General features: G+C 64.3%; 10 protein-coding genes and 1 pseudogene. 6 read left to right on the top strand and 5 right to left on the bottom strand.

The window, feature by feature from the left end; all coding sequences use genetic code 11:
• Nucleotides 1–215: 215 nt before the first annotated feature.
• Nucleotides 216–473, bottom strand: a pseudogene (locus QWL29_RS21220) (peptidogalycan biosysnthesis protein); the annotation flags it as partial.
• A gap of 48 nt (nt 474–521) precedes the next feature.
• Here QWL29_RS21220 and QWL29_RS21215 point away from each other — a divergent pair.
• Together QWL29_RS21215 and QWL29_RS21210 are read left to right on the top strand one after the other, a co-directional pair.
• Nucleotides 522–2,570, top strand: a complete 2,049-nt coding sequence (locus QWL29_RS21215) for an NAD(+) synthase (RefSeq protein ID WP_305824867.1) — start codon at nt 522–524, stop codon at nt 2,568–2,570.
• A 28-nt stretch (nt 2,571–2,598) separates the two neighbouring features.
• On the top strand, nt 2,599–2,937 hold the full coding sequence (locus QWL29_RS21210) for a P-II family nitrogen regulator (protein WP_305824866.1): 339 nt from the start codon (nt 2,599–2,601) through the stop codon (nt 2,935–2,937).
• A gap of 226 nt (nt 2,938–3,163) precedes the next feature.
• Here QWL29_RS21210 and QWL29_RS21205 read toward each other — a convergent pair whose 3' ends face one another.
• The 4 genes from QWL29_RS21205 to trxB form a co-directional block, all read right to left on the bottom strand.
• A complete protein-coding gene (locus tag QWL29_RS21205) occupies nt 3,164–3,772 on the bottom strand; it encodes a trimeric intracellular cation channel family protein (RefSeq protein WP_305824865.1) in 609 nt (202 codons plus the stop codon).
• Nucleotides 3,773–3,910: 138 nt separating this feature from the next.
• Entirely contained in the window at nt 3,911–6,094 is a 2,184-nt protein-coding gene (locus tag QWL29_RS21200) for an ATP-binding protein (protein ID WP_305824864.1), read from the bottom strand.
• A 133-nt stretch (nt 6,095–6,227) separates the two neighbouring features.
• A complete protein-coding gene (locus QWL29_RS21195) occupies nt 6,228–6,896 on the bottom strand; it encodes a Smr/MutS family protein (RefSeq protein ID WP_305824863.1) in 669 nt (222 codons plus the stop codon).
• 18 nt (nt 6,897–6,914) lie between these two features.
• Nucleotides 6,915–7,871 (bottom strand): thioredoxin-disulfide reductase, encoded by a 957-nt coding sequence (trxB, locus tag QWL29_RS21190; protein WP_305824862.1) that lies wholly within the window; start codon nt 7,869–7,871, stop codon nt 6,915–6,917.
• Nucleotides 7,872–8,066: 195 nt separating this feature from the next.
• Here trxB and QWL29_RS21185 point away from each other — a divergent pair, with 195 nt between their 5' ends.
• From QWL29_RS21185 to serS, 4 genes are all read left to right on the top strand, one after another.
• Nucleotides 8,067–10,616 carry a DNA translocase FtsK gene (locus QWL29_RS21185; RefSeq protein WP_305824861.1) on the top strand — a complete coding sequence of 850 codons (2,550 nt, stop codon included), beginning with the start codon at nt 8,067–8,069 and terminating at the stop codon, nt 10,614–10,616.
• Between the two features lie 123 nt (nt 10,617–10,739).
• Nucleotides 10,740–11,372 carry an outer membrane lipoprotein chaperone LolA gene (gene lolA, locus QWL29_RS21180; protein WP_305824860.1) on the top strand — a complete coding sequence of 211 codons (633 nt, stop codon included), beginning with the start codon at nt 10,740–10,742 and terminating at the stop codon, nt 11,370–11,372.
• 446 nt (nt 11,373–11,818) lie between these two features.
• Entirely contained in the window at nt 11,819–13,129 is a 1,311-nt protein-coding gene (locus QWL29_RS21175; protein ID WP_305824859.1) for a replication-associated recombination protein A, read from the top strand.
• Nucleotides 13,130–13,249: 120 nt separating this feature from the next.
• Nucleotides 13,250–14,542 (top strand): serine--tRNA ligase, encoded by a 1,293-nt coding sequence (serS, locus tag QWL29_RS21170; protein ID WP_305824858.1) that lies wholly within the window; start codon nt 13,250–13,252, stop codon nt 14,540–14,542.
• Nucleotides 14,543–14,692 lie beyond the last annotated feature (150 nt).

The following is a 14,692-nucleotide window of genomic DNA, read 5'->3' as shown; positions in this document are numbered from 1 at the left end:
CCGTAGCTAGATTCTTTTAGCTTAAATTTTAGGATGAGATTGCAAAGACATTCGTGAACTATATCGTTGAAAAGCTATGGTCGCGTATTTGACTCCGCTATCCGGACGTGTCCGGATAGGGAACGTGGCTTCCCAAATATCAGAGGCCAATCAAGATATGCGTTTTTTGACCGGTCGGTCAGTCACACGCCGGCCGGGCGGCGACATAGCTGTTCGTATTCGCCGTAGGAATGGCCCTTCACGTACAGGGGCAGGGCGGCGGCCAGCTCGTCGCCGTCGTACAGCGCGATGTACTGCGGCTGCCAGCCGGTCTCGGGACAGGCGCTGCCGGATTCGTGCAGCGCGTGCAGGAAGGCGTACGACAGGAAGGGGTTGGCTTCGCCCTGCAAGGCCAGCAAGCCATCCCAGGCGGCCTGGCCGATTTCGGACAAGGATGAAACGATATGCGTGCGATAATTAAAAGTGGCGTTCAAGATGACGTCCAGACTGTTTCCATAACCGAGAGAGGGGAAGACTACGAGATGAACAAGCCATTCTATAACCTCTACTCGCACCAGTTCGCCCGCGTGGCGGTTGCCATCCCGCGTTGCCGCATCGCCGACCCGGCCTACAACGTCGAGCAGACCCTCGCGCTGGCGCGCCAGGCAGCAAGCGAAGGCGCGGCGCTGGTCGCTTTCCCCGAGCTGGGCCTGTCGGCCTACAGCTGCGAAGATCTGTTCCACCAGCGCGCGCTGCTCGACGCCTGCGAAGCGGCGCTGGCCGCCGTGGTCGAGGCATCCAGCTCTCTGCCGCTGGCGATGGTAGTGGGCCTGCCGCTGCGGGTCAATCACCAGCTGTTCAATTGTGCGGCCGTGGTGGCGAACGGACGCGTGCTCGGCCTGGTGCCGAAAAGCTTCCTGCCGAACTACGGCGAGTTCTACGAATCGCGCCAGTTCTCGAACGCCGACAGCGCGAATGTCGATTGCGTCGAACTGTTCGGCGAGATGATCCCCTTTGGTGCGAACCAGGTGTTCGAGGTCGAGAACTTGCCGCTGCTGCGCTTCCACGTCGAGATCTGCGAAGACGTCTGGGTGCCGGTGCCGCCGTCCTCGTTCGCGGCGATGGCCGGCGCCACGGTGCTGGTGAATTTGTCTGCATCGAACGTTTTGGTGGGCAAGAGCACCTACCGCCATCAGCTGGTCAGCCAGCAATCGGCGCGCTGCATGGCGGCCTACCTGTACACCTCGGCCGGCCGCGGCGAATCGACCACCGACATGGCCTGGGATGGCCAGTCGCTGATCTACGAAAAAGGCGAGCTGCTGGCAGAGTCGAAACGCTTCCTCGACGAGTCGCACATCATTTTTGCCGACGTTGATTTGGAGCGCCTGTCGCAGGAGCGCATGCGCGCCACCACCTTTGCCCAGTCGGCGCGCCGCCATGGCGACGAGGTCAGTAAATTCCGCGTGCAGCGCTTCGAACTGGCGCTGCCGCTGGAACGCACCCTGCCACTGGAGCGCGAGATCGAGCGCTTCCCTTACGTGCCGGCCGACCGCGCCCTGCGCGACGAGCGCTGCACCGAGGTCTACAACATCCAGGTGCAGGCCCTGATCCAGCGCCTGTCCTCGAGCGGCATCCAGAAGGTGGTGATCGGCGTCTCGGGCGGGCTCGATTCGACGCACGCGCTGCTGGTCTGCGCCGCCGCCATGGACCGTCTCGGCCTGCCGCGCACGAACATCCTGGCGTACACGATGCCGGGCTTCGCCACCAGCGGGCGCACCCTGAGGCAGGCGCACGATTTGATGCGCGTGGTCGGCTGCTCGGCCCAGGAAATCGACATCCGCCCGAGCTGCATCCAGATGCTGAAGGATTTGAACCACCCGTTCGCGGAAGGGAAGGAGCAGTACGACGTCACTTTCGAGAACGTGCAGGCGGGCGAGCGCACGAATCACCTGTTCCGGCTCGCGAACCACCTGGGCGCGATCGTGATCGGCACCGGCGACTTGTCCGAGCTGGCGCTGGGCTGGTGCACCTATGGCGTGGGCGACCACATGTCGCACTACAACGTGAACGCCAGCGTGCCCAAGACCCTGATCTCGCACCTGGTGCGCTGGGTGGCCGAGACCGAATCGGTAGTGGCCGGCGGCACCGAGGTGCTGCTGAACATCCTCGGCACCGAGATCAGCCCCGAGCTGGTGCCGGGCAAGGAGGGAGAAGACCAGCCGGCCCAGGTAACCGAGAACGTGATCGGACCGTACGAGCTGCAGGACTTCAATTTGTACTACATCCTGCGCTATGGCTTCGCGCCGACCAAGGTGGCCTTCCTGGCGTATTCGGCCTGGCGCGCGCGGGACGAAGGCCGCTGGCCGGACGAACACGGTTCTCGTAACGAATACGATCTTGCCGCGATCAAGCGCAACCTCGGCATCTTCCTGTGGCGTTTCTTCAAGACCAGCCAGTTCAAGCGCAGCTGCGTGCCGAACGGGCCGAAGGTCGGCAACGGCGGCTCGCTGTCGCCACGCGGCGACTGGCGTGCGCCGAGCGATTCCGAGGCCACGGTGTGGCTCGACGACTTGGCGAAGATTCCCGACTGAATACCCATTTGTTGAACAAGGAGCAGACATGAAACAGATCACCTGCGTGATCAAACCCTTCAAACTCGACGAAGTGCGCGAGGCGCTGGCGGACGTGAACGTCACCGGCCTGACCGTCACCGAAGTAAAGGGCTTCGGGCGCCAGAAGGGGCACACCGAGCTGTATCGCGGCGCGGAGTATGTGGTCGACTTTTTGCCGAAGGTGAAGATCGAAGTGGTGGTGGACGATGCGATTGTCGACCAGGTGGTCGACGCCATCATCAAGGCCGCGCGCACGGGCAAGATCGGTGACGGCAAGATCTTCGTGCAGGATGTGCAGCAGGTGATTCGCATCCGCACCGGCGAGACCGGGCCGGACGCGGTGTAAGATCAATCGGCGCATTATTCTGATTTTGGTAGGGTGGGCACTTGTGCCCACGCGGTGTCATCGGCGAACACCGTGCGACGTCGACCGGTACGCCGCATGATGTGGTCTACCAGATCGGGTTTCGACACATTGATGCCGTACCGCGTGGGCACAAGTGCCCACCCTACAAAGGCGCGGTATCGAAACGCCGCCCGCAAGGTCAAGTTATACAAAACCGGATTCGCGGTCAGCGCCCCATCTGGATATCGAACTTCCAGGTAATCAAGCGCAGCGCGCTGATGAACAGTGCGCTGGTCCACAGCGCGAAGTCGTGCGAGACGTCGGTGTAGATCCCCATCATCAGGAACATCCAGTTGCCGAGGAAGGCGCACAGGGCGTAGGGTTTGCCGTCCCTGAACACCATCGGCACTTCGTTGCAGACGATGTCGCGCAGCACGCCGCCGAAAATCCCCGTGATCACGCCCATCATCGACGCGATGAAGATCGGCATGTTCGCGTCCAGCGCGGCCGAGGTGCCGGCGATCGAGAACAGGCCCAGTCCCACGGCATCGGCGATCACGATCAGGCGTTCCGAGACGATGTGGCGCAGGGTGCGGATCAGCGGCGAGGCGATCAGGGCCAGTACGAAGATGGCGATCGCGTATTCCTGGTGCGTGACCCAGAACAGCGGACGGCGGTCGAGCAGGATGTCGCGCAGGGTGCCGCCGCCGAAAGCGGCGATGAAAGCGACGGTGAACACCCCCACCAGGTCCATGCGCTTGCGCCGTGCTTCGATGAATCCGGAAAAGGCGCCGACCAGGATTGCCACGATTTCGATGAACTTGATGAGGGTCATGCAGTGACTGGGCTGTAGGGTTGTTGCTAGCCTAACATGCCAGCGGGCTCCTGCGGTAGGAGCGCGCGTATGGGGACGGGGACGTCGGTCGGAGTAGGGTGGACACAGGTGTCCACCCTACAAAGGCAAGACCGGGGCTCAGGTCGGGCCGGCCCGCTCCATCTCCGCCAGCGGCAGGCGCACGCTGAACATCACCTGGCCGCCTTCGTGGCGATACGAAATCTCGCCTTCGTGCTCGCGCACGATCTGGGCCGCGATGTACAGACCCAGGCCCATGCCGGTGCGGTTGCGCGGGTTGTGCAGCGAGGTGCGCTTGAAGGGCTTGAACATCGAGGCCACCACTTCCTGCGCAATCGGCGCGCCGGCATTCGCCACGGTCAGCTCGGCCCAGGCGTGGTCGATGGCCAGGCTGGCCACGATCGGTCGCCCGACTTCGCCATGGTGGCGCGCATTGCTCAGCAAATTGGTCAGCACCTGGGCCAGGCGCCCGCCGTCGGCGCGCACGAACACCGGCCCCGGGCTGGCGAACGCATAGTCGATGGTCGGGTAGGCCAGGCGCGATTCGTCGATCACGTCTTCGGCCAGCGCGGCGAGGTCGAGCGGCGCCAGCACCATGCCCAGGCCCATGCCGCCGTCGATGCGGCTCATGTCGAGCACTTGCCCGATCAGGCGCTGCATGCGGTTGCTGGACGACTGGATGCGCCGCGCCAGCGTCGGCTGGGTGCTGCCGCGTTCGAGCAGGGTGCCGGCCATGTTGATCGAGTGCAGCGGGTCGCGCAGGTCGTGCCCGAGCATGGCCAGCAGCTGGGCGCGCGTGGATTCGGTCTGGGCGCGCCGCGCGTTCGAGGCGCGCAGCAGTTCCGATTGCGTCAGGCGCGCATTCGACAGCACTGCCAGCTCCCACGGGTGCGAGCGGCCGCGCACGGTTTCGTGCCAGGCATCGAAGGAGCCGCGCGGGGTCAGGCGCGCGCCGAGCGGGCCGTGCTGCACCGTCTTTTCCGGACGCCCGCCCCAGGACACGTGTTCGATCTGTTCGGTGCGCAGCAGCAGGCACAAGCCGCCGCCGGGCGGGTCGAAGGGCAGGGCCAGCATGCCGACCCACTTGCCCAGGCTGCCTTGCACGTCTTGCGGCCATTCGTCCAGCGCATCGCGCGTGAGGATGTCGCTGGCGTCCGCCGGCAGGGCGCGCACGATGGCTTCGGCGGTCTCGCGCTCGATCGGGCCATGGCTGAACACCTTGCCGTTGTGGACCGCCACCAGCGCCTGCGAGCGGGTTGCGGCCAGCAGGGCGTCGGCGTGGTGGGCCAGGGCGTCGAGCGGCTCCTCGTCGATCAGCAGCGACTCGACCAGGGCCGTACGCACGGTGGCCGATTGCTCCACCAGTTCGGCGTCGGCGCGCGCCTCGATGCTTTGCACGGTCGAAGCCAGCACCTGGGCCAGCACGTCGGCCGCCATGCGCAGCGCGTGCGGCACCTGTTTCGGCGTCATGTGGTGGCAGGCAAGCAGGCCCCAGAGGCGGCCGTTGATGACGATCGACACGCTCATCGAAGCCTGGATGCCCATGTTCTGCAGGTATTCCACGTGGATCGGCGAGACGCTGCGCAGCACGCCGAAGCTCAGGTCGAGCGGCGCGGCATCCGGCGCGCCCAGCAGCGGCACCGGCCGGTAGCCGATGTCGGCGATCATGCGCAGGGTGTTCAGCACGTAGAGGCGGCGCGCCTGGGCCGGAATATCGCCTGCGGGATAGCGCTGGCCGAGATAGGCCACCAGGTCGTCGCGGCGCGCCTCGGCCACCACGTCGCCGCTCTCGTCTTCGCGGAAGCGGTAGGCCATCACGCGGTCGAAGCCGGTGAAGTCGCGCACCTGGCGCACGGCCGTTTCCATCAGGCCCTCGATGCTGCGCTGGCGCCGCACGCGCTCGATCGAGCTGTGCGCGCGCACGGCGAACAGCGCGACCTCGTCGGCCGGCACGTCGCGCGACTCGAACTCGGCCACAATGCGGCCATGTGCGCCATGCACGATGGCGTCGTAGCCGCGCTCCTCGACCACCACGGCCGCCACCATCGGCGCGCATTCGCCCTCGGCCAGGGCCTCGGCGCATTCGGCGATTAGTTCGGCACAGGCGGCCGGCAAGGGGAGTTCGGTATAGGAGCGGCCCAGTTGCAGGGCAGCCAGCAGCCCGGCCGGCACGTTCGCGCTCCAGCCTTCGACACGGCCCTGCGCATCCATGAACACGAGGAAGCCGTGCGGCTGGATCGATCCCGGAACGTGGATGGGTTCTTCTGCGCAGTTAGCCAGGTCGACCTGGCGTGGTACGGGCATCGGGACAGCCGAAATCGACTCCAATGTGGGTCCTTTGTTGAGGCTACGGAAACATTTTGCGGAAACCGCATTTTACAACGCCAACGCAAACGTATGCGCACGGTGTTGTTTCAACAAGGTATCAAAATACGGATCAGCGTTCGAGGGCGGGTTTAAGCAGCACGACCAGGGCGCCGTGGCCGCCATCGGCACGGTTGGCCACGCAAAAGGCCACGATCTCGTCCTTCTGCACCAGCCAGCTGTGCACCACCGAGCGCAGCACCGGCTCGCCGTTCGGCGAACCGTAGCCGATGCCGTGGATGAGGCGCACGCAGCGCACCCCGCGGCGCATGCTGCGGCGGATGAAGTCGCCCACCTGGCCGCGTGCGATGTCGCGCGTCATGCCGTGCAGGTCGAGTTCGTCCTGGATGGGCCAGTGGCGCTTGCGTAGTTTTTTTACAACATCGGGACCAACGCCCTCCCGCGCATAGCTGAGGGTGGGGTCGTCGTCGAGCAGGCCGTCGACGTCGAACAGGTCGGACAGCGATTCCTGCAGCACCAGGGCGTCGTCTTCTTCCTGGCTCAGGCGGCGCTGTTCCGGCGTGGCGCGCAGCAGGGCTTCCTGCACCGGGCGATACACGTAGCGGTCCGATTCCGGCAGTTTGGTCACGCCGTCCATGGCGCCGCGAAACTCCACGGCGCGTTCACGCGCGATGCGCTCGCGCCGTTCGCGCGCGGCCTGTTCGATGGCGCGCACGCGTTCCTCTTCCTTGAGCTGGTCGCGCAAGGATTTGAGGTCGGCAAAGTCCTTCATGCCCGCCATCGTCAGCCTCCGAACCCTTTATTCGCCCAGGGCTTCCAAATAGCGCTGGGCATCCAGCGCGGCCATGCAGCCGGTGCCCGAGCTGGTGATCGCCTGGCGGTAGATGTGGTCCTGCACGTCACCGGCGGCGAACACACCCGGCACGCTGGTGGCCGTGGCCATGCCCTCGGTGCCGCTGCGGGTCTTGATGTAGCCGTTGTGCATGTCGAGCTGGCCTTCGAAGATCATGGTGTTCGGCTTGTGGCCGATCGCCACGAACAGGCCGTGCACGGTCAGTTCCTTGTCGGCGCCGTTTTCGGTGGATTTCAGTTTCAGGCCGGTCACGCCGCTGTTGTCGCCGACCACCTGGTCCAGGGTGTGGTTCAGTTCCAGCGCAATCTTGCCCTCGGCAACCTTGGCCATCAGGCGGTCGACCAGGATCGGCTCGGCGCGGAACTTGTCGCGGCGGTGGATCAACGTCACCTTGGAGGCGATGCCGGCCAGGTACAGGGCTTCCTCGACCGCGGTGTTGCCGCCGCCGATGACCGCCACTTCCTGGTTACGGTAGAAGAAGCCGTCGCAGGTGGCGCAGGCCGACACGCCGCGGCCCATGAAGGCCTGTTCCGATTCCAGGCCCAGGTACTGGGCCGAGGCGCCGGTGGCGATGATCAGGGCGTCGCAGGTGAATTCGTGCGAGTCGCCGACCAGGCGGATCGGCTTTTCGTTCAAATAGGTCGTGTGGATGTGGTCGAACACGATCTCGGTATTGAAGCGCTCGGCATGCTGCAGCAGGCGCTGCATCAGTTCCGGGCCTTGCACGCCCAGCGGGTCGCCTGGCCAGTTTTCCACATCGGTTGTCGTCATCAATTGACCGCCTTGTTCGACACCGGTGACCAGCATCGGTTGCAGATTGGCGCGCGCGGCGTAGACGGCGGCGCTGTAGCCGGCAGGACCGGAACCGAGGATCAGGACTTTGGCGTGTTTCTTAGTGGTCATGAGAGCAGAGGAATTGATGTGGAAAAATGGAAACTGGGGGCGGGACGCGCAGAATCAAGATAGCGATTTCGTCGTCGAATACAACGCAGATTATAGACGATGATGCGCACGAGCATGAATGATGAGGCCGTCTTGGCACTATATGCCTTAGAATGGCTGAATTCCGCAATCGCGAAGATGAATGCACCACGCAGCATGAGCAAGAAGAGTTCCGCCCCTCCCTCGAATGTCCCCCGCAACACGGCCGGCCGCGCTCCGCTGCCGGGCAGGATTGCGCGCCTCCTGCTGGAAGCGCGCTGGATCGCCATGGCGGTCGCCTTCCTGTACTTTGTCCTGATCCTGCTGAGTTACAACAAGGCGGACCCGGGCTGGTCGCACGCGAACACCGTGCCGCAGATCGCCAACCTCGGCGGCAAGGCCGGCGCCTGGCTGGCCGATTTGCTGCTGTTTATCTTCGGGTTTTCCGCCTGGTGGTGGGGCGGCCTGTTCCTGCGCGCCGTCTGGCGCGGCTACCGGCGCCTGAAAGACACCGACCCGGCGCCGCGCGAACCCGAGCACCAGGACGAATTCATCATCCGCTGGATCGGCTTTGCCCTGATGTTCGCCGGCAGCGTCGGCCTGGAATACCTGCGCATGTGGTCCTGGGATGTCGATTTGCCGCGCGCCCCGGGCGGCGTGCTTGGGCAATTGCTGGGCCATGCCTCGCAGGTGGCTTTCGGCTTTACCGGCGCCACGCTGCTGTTGCTGCTGTTGTTCGGCCTGGGCTTTTCGCTGTTCTTCCAGGTGTCCTGGCTGGCCGTGGCCGAGCGCATCGGCGAGTCGGCCGAGATGACGCTGGACTGGTTCCGCCGCCGCATGGAGGCTGGCGAAGACCGCCGCCAGGGCGAAGCCGCCGCCGTCAAGCGCGACGAAGCCGTGGTCACCGAACGCGCCCGGCACGTGGAGAAGCAGCCGGCGCCGGCCCTGCGCGCCGAGCCCCAGCTGGAACTGAGCAAGGCGGCCGCATCGGCCCCGGTGCGCCCGGCCATGAAAGAGCCGCGCCTGGAGCCGGACGAGGTGCCCGAATACATCGACCTGGACGAGGACTTCAGTACCACCCCGCCTGCGGCCGCGAAGCCGCCGCGCGCGCCGGCCGCTGCCGGTGCAGCCGAGCCGGTGCTGGCGCCGATCAAGATCGAGCCGCAGATGTTGTCGGTGCCGAAAGGCGAGCGTGCCCAGAAAGAGCAGCAGACCCCGCTGTTCCGCGACTTGCCGGGCGACTCGACCCTGCCGCCGCTGGCCCTGCTCGACGAAGCGCCGCCGGCCCAGGAAACCGTGGCCGTCGACGTGCTGGAATTCACGAGCCGCCTGATCGAAAAGAAATTGTCGGACTTCGGCGTCGAAGCCGCGGTCGTGGCCGCCTATCCGGGTCCGGTCGTCACGCGCTACGAAATCGAGCCGGCCACCGGCGTCAAGGGCAGCCAGATCGTGAATCTGGCGCGCGACCTGGCGCGTTCGCTGTCGCTGACCTCGATCCGCGTGGTCGAGACCATTCCGGGCAAGAACTACATGGCGCTGGAACTGCCGAATCCGAAGCGCCAGATCGTGCGCCTGACGGAAATCGTCGGCTCCAAGGTGTATAACGACAGCGCCTCGAACCTGACGGTGGCCCTGGGTAAAGATATTGCCGGCAAGCCGGTGGTGGCCGACCTGGCCAAGATGCCGCACCTGCTGGTGGCGGGTACCACCGGTTCCGGTAAATCGGTCGGCATCAACGCCACCATCCTGTCGCTGCTGTACAAATCCGACCCGGCCGACGTGCGCCTGATCCTGATCGATCCGAAGATGCTGGAAATGTCGGTCTACGAAGGCATTCCGCACTTGCTGGCGCCGGTGGTGACCGACATGCGCCAGGCCGGCCACGCCCTGAACTGGGCCGTGAACGAAATGGAGCGCCGCTACAAGTTGATGTCCAAGCTCGGCGTGCGCAACCTGGCCGGCTACAACACCAAGATTGCCGACGCCACCAAGCGCGAGGAACACATCCCGAATCCGTTCTCGATCATGCCCGACAATCCCGAGCCGCTCGACAAGCTGCCGACGATCGTCATCATCATCGACGAGCTGGCCGACCTGATGATGGTGGTCGGCAAGAAGGTGGAAGAACTGATCGCACGTATCGCCCAGAAGGCGCGTGCCGCCGGCATCCACTTGATTTTGGCAACCCAGCGGCCGTCGGTCGACGTGATTACCGGCCTGATCAAGGCCAACATCCCGACCCGGATCGCGTTCCAGGTATCGTCAAAAATCGACTCACGCACGATTCTCGACCAGATGGGCGCCGAAACCCTGCTCGGCATGGGCGACATGCTCTACATGCCGCCGGGCACCGGCCTGCCGGTCCGCGTGCACGGCGCCTTTGTCTCGGACGAGGAAGTGCATCGAGTTGTAAAACATCTTCAATCGATGGGCGCGCCGAATTACATTGAAGGCATCCTGGAAGGCGGCACGCTGGAAGAGGGCGGCGCCGGCGGCGATGCCGTGGCCGGCGAAGGCGGCGGCGAGTCCGACGCCATGTACGACCAGGCGGTGCAAGTCGTGCTGAAGAACCGCCGCGCCTCGATCTCGCTGGTCCAGCGCCACCTGCGCATCGGCTACAACCGCGCCGCGCGCCTGCTCGAACAGATGGAGCAGAGCGGTGTGGTCAGTCCGATGCAATCGAACGGCAACCGCGACATCCTCGTGCCCGCCACCAGCGCCGAGTAAGCTGTCTGCCAACGGGCAATGGACGCCCACCCTTGCGGCGCGGTATGTAAACCGCCTTTGTAGGGTGGGCTCTCGAGCCCACGCGGTCGTGCGCATGCACACCCCAACGCTAAAAGGACCACAATGACCAAGAATTTAAATAAATACCTCGCCACGCTGATCGCAACCCTGACCATTGCCGGCTCCGCCCACGCCGCCGCCCTCGACCAGTTCAAGACCTTCGTCGCCAACACCAAATCCGCCAAAGGCGAATTCACCCAGCAACAACAACGCAAATCCGCCAACGGCAAGGCCACGCCAGCCTCCAGCGGCAGCTTCGTCTTCGCCCGCCCCGGCAAGTTCATCTGGAACTACCAGAAACCCTACGAACAACTGCTGCAGGCCGACGGCGACCAGCTCTACATCTACGACAAGGACCTGAACCAGGTCACGGTCAGGAAGCTCGGCAACGCGCTCGGCTCCTCGCCGGCCGCTATCCTGTTCGGCAGCAACGACCTGGAAAAGAACTTCACCCTGTCCGAAGCAGGCACCCGCGACGGCCTGGAATGGCTGAACGCCGTACCGAAAGCGCGCGACACCACCTTCGAGCAGATCAGCATCGGCCTGCGCGACGGCATCCCGCAGGCAATGGAACTGAAGGACACCTTCGGCCAGACCTCGGTATTGAAATTCACCAACTTCCAGCGCAACCCGTCGTTGGGCGCCCAGCAGTTCAAGTTCGAGATTCCGAAGGGCGCAGACGTCATCAATAACTGATCTGTGGCGAGCCGTAGGGTGGGCACTCTGTGCCCACGCGGAAGCACGCGTGGTGACAGCACATGTAGGGTGGGCCGGGCCGCGCAAGGCACTCTGTGCCCACGCGGAAGCATGCGTGATGCTCGCCGTTTTAGCACTGCAAAGCAAAGGCTCAGTTAGCGTTCGCAGGTGATCATTTGGATGCGTGTCGACGGTTTCCCAGCGTGTGGTTGATGGGCCGTTAACAATGATCATCGTTCCGCGTGGGCACGGGGTGCCCACCCTACGGGCGCCGTGGATGGCGGCGCCACGAATAGGCAGCACCGCGACTGCATCAAGCGTGCGCGCCCTCATGGACGCCGTGCGCGGGGCGGCGCGATCGGGCATACGCTAAACTAGCGGGATGCACAACCATTCGCACCATTTCGCCATGTACCCGAATTCGCCCCGCACGCCAGGGGCACGCCATGGATGACCTGTTCAAGCACGAACCCGCGGCCCCACTGGCCGAAGCCCTGCGCCCGCGCACCATCGATGAAGTGATCGGCCAGAGTCACCTGCTCGGCCCCGGCAAGCCGCTGAACCTGGTCTTTAAATCCGGCAAACCGCACTCGATGATCCTGTGGGGCCCGCCCGGCGTCGGCAAGACCACGCTGGCGCGCCTGACGGCCTATGCCTTCGACTGCGAATTCATCGCCTTGTCCGCCGTGCTGTCGGGCGTAAAGGACATCCGCGCGTCCGTCGAGCAGGCCGAGCAGTACCTGGCGCGCGGCAAGCACACGATTTTGTTCATCGACGAGATCCACCGCTTCAATAAATCCCAGCAGGATGCCTTGCTGCCCTTCGTCGAATCCGGCCTGGTGACGCTGATCGGCGCCACCACCGAGAACCCCTCGTTCGAGGTGAATTCGGCGCTGCTGTCGCGCTCGCAGGTCTACGTGCTGAAGGCGCTGAACGACGACGAAATGCGCCAGCTGCTCAAGCGTGCGCAGGAGCGGGTATTGAAGCACCTGAGTTTCGATGAGGTCGCCATTAACACCCTGGTCGGCTATGCCGACGGCGACGCGCGCCGCTTCCTGAATCTGCTGGAGCAGACCAAGACCTCGGCCGAAACCTCGGGTATCACCACCATTACCGGCGAGTTCGTCGACAATGCCCTGACCCTGAATTCGCGCCGCTTCGACAAGGGCGGCGACAACTTCTACGACCAGATCTCGGCCCTGCACAAGTCGGTGCGCGGCTCGCATCCCGACGCGGCCCTGTACTGGCTCTGCCGCATGCTCGACGGCGGCGCCGACGCCAAGTACCTGTCGCGCCGCATCGTGCGCATGGCCTGGGAAGACATTGGCCTGGCCGACCCGCGCGCGTTGCAGATCGCGAATGACGCCGCCACCACCTACGAGCGGCTCGGCTCGCCCGAGGGCGAACTGGCGCTGGGGCAGGCCGTCATCTATCTGGCCATTGCCGCCAAGAGCAATGCCGGCTACAACGCCTTCAATGCGGCCATGGCGTTTGTCCGCAAGGACAAGTCGCGCGAGGTGCCGGTGCACCTGCGCAATGCGCCGACCAAGCTCATGAAGGAGCTCGGCTACGGCCACGAATACCGCTACGCGCACGACGAGCCGAACGCGTATGCCGCCGGCGAAACCTACCTGCCCGATGGCATGCCGGAGCCGCGCTGGTACCAGCCGGTGCTGCGCGGGATCGAGGCCAAGGTGGCGGACAAGCTGGCCTTCCTGCGCCAGCTCGACGCCGACGCGCAGGGCGAAGAGAGTTAAGGAAAGGGGTGCTCCAGGCGCCCCTGAACAGCTCATCCGTTACACGCGTAAATCAGGCTTTGGAAAACCTGCCCCCTTGGTACAATTGCGTTTTCGACATACGCCTCGCAGAAGCCGACAATGATAGACATCCAACTCCTCCGCAAAGACATCGACAACGTCGCCGCCCGCCTGGCGACCCGCAAGTTCCAGCTCGACGTGAGCGCCTTCAATGCCCTGGAAGCCGAACGCAAGGCCATCCAGATCCGCACCGAAGAGCTGCAGGGCAAGCGCAACTCGCTGTCCAAGCAGATCGGCATGCTCAAGGGCAAAGGCGAAGACACGAGCGCAGTGATGGCCGAAGTGGCCGGCCTGGGCGACGAGCTGAAAGCGAACGAGGTCTCCCTGGCTGATGTCCAGCGCAAGATGGCCGAGTTCATGGAAGCGATTCCGAACCTGCCGCACGAATCGGTCCCAAGCGGCACTGACGAAACCGGCAACGTCGAAGTGCGCAAGGTCGGCACGCCGCCGAGCTTCGACTTCGAAGTGAAGGACCACGTCGACATCGGCGAAAAGCTGGGCCTGGACTTCGACACCGCCACCAAGCTGACCGGCTCGCGCTTCTCGGTGATGAAGGGCGGCATCGCGCGCCTGCACCGCGCGCTGGCCCAGTTCATGCTGGACACCCACACCGACAAGCACGGCTACCTTGAATGCTACACTCCGTACATGGTGAATGCCGATTCGCTGCGCGGCACCGGCCAGTTACCGAAGTTCGAGGAAGACCTGTTCTCGGTGAAAAAGGGCGGCGCGGAAGGCGAGGGCGAGACCTTCTACCTGATCCCGACTTCGGAAGTATCGCTGACCAACATCGTGCGCGACGAGATCGTGCCGCTCGACCAACTGCCGATCCGCATGACCGCGCATACCCCATGCTTCCGTTCGGAAGCGGGCAGCTACGGCCGCGACACGCGCGGCATGATCCGCCAGCACCAGTTCGACAAGGTCGAGATGGTGCAGGTAGTGCATCCTGAGCAGTCGTACGCGGCGCTGGAAGAAATGGTCGGCCACGCCGAGTTCATCCTGCAATCGCTGGGCCTGCCTTACCGCGTGATGGCGCTGTGCACCGGCGACATGGGCTTTGGTGCGGCCAAGACCTACGACCTGGAAGTCTGGCTGCCGGCACAGAACACCTACCGCGAGATTTCCTCGCTGTCGAATACGGAATCGTTCCAGGCCCGCCGCATGGGCGCGCGCTTCCGCAATGCCCAGAACAAGCCTGAGCTGCTGCATACGCTCAATGGCTCGGGCCTGGCGGTCGGCCGTACCCTGGTGGCGGTGCTGGAGAACTTCCAGCAGGCCGACGGCAGCGTGATCATTCCGGAAGTGCTGCGTCCGTACATGGGCGGGCTGGAGCGCTTGACCGCTGCTTGACGTGTGGCGGGGAAGGGCCGATTCGGTTGAAACGAATTAGCTCTTCCGTTTTCGGTAGAGGCTGGCTATAATGCGTGTCTCTTGCAGCGACCACGCCGCAGTGAATCAGGAGAGGTGGCAGAGTGGTCGAATGTACCTGACTCGAAATCA

Source organism: Massilia brevitalea (assembly GCF_030711405.1).
Classification (GTDB): domain Bacteria; phylum Pseudomonadota; class Gammaproteobacteria; order Burkholderiales; family Burkholderiaceae_D; genus Telluria; species Telluria brevitalea.
Note: the sequence above shows the minus strand (reverse complement) of the source record. Positions and strands in the feature narration are given on the sequence as shown.